Annotated in this window: 1 protein-coding gene; it reads left to right on the top strand. The window is 39.0% G+C overall.

What is annotated here, in order from left to right; all coding sequences use genetic code 11:
• The coding region (locus tag LPB87_RS20620; protein WP_230729228.1) for a hypothetical protein at positions 1-603 on the top strand (603 nt) is incomplete at both ends.

Genomic DNA, 603 nt, shown 5'->3' with positions numbered 1-603 from the left:
TCATTCTCTGATTTTACTCAAGAACAATTGGATGGATTAAAAGGAGCGGATGGGAAATCATTCACATTCTCTGATTTCACTCAAGAGCAATTGGACGGCTTAAAAGGAGCAGATGGAAAATCATTTTCATTCTCTGATTTCACACAAGAGCAATTGGATGGATTGAAAGGAGCAGATGGAAAATCATTCACATTCTCTGATTTCACCCAAGAGCAATTGGATGGATTGAAAGGAGCAGATGGAAAAGCGTTTACGTTTGCAGACTTTACCCAAGAACAATTGGATGGATTAAAAGGAGCAGATGGAAAGTCATTTTCATTCTCTGATTTCACCCAAGAACAATTGGATGGCTTAAAAGGAGCAGATGGAAAATCATTTACATTCTCTGATTTTACCCAAGAGCAATTGGACGGCTTAAAAGGAGCAGATGGAAAAGCGTTTACGTTTGCAGACTTTACTCAGGAACAGTTGGACGGCTTAAAAGGAGCGGATGGAAAAGCGTTTACGTTTGCAGACTTTACACAAGAACAACTGGATGGATTAAAAGGAGCAGATGGAAAATCATTTACATTCTCTGATTTTACTCAAGAACAACTAGATGGC

This window comes from Flavobacterium sp. EDS, assembly GCF_020991525.1.
In the GTDB taxonomy this organism is placed as follows: Bacteria; Bacteroidota; Bacteroidia; order Flavobacteriales; family Flavobacteriaceae; genus Flavobacterium.
The sequence above is the reverse complement of the archived record's forward strand: the minus strand, read 5'-3'. Positions and strand labels throughout refer to the sequence as shown.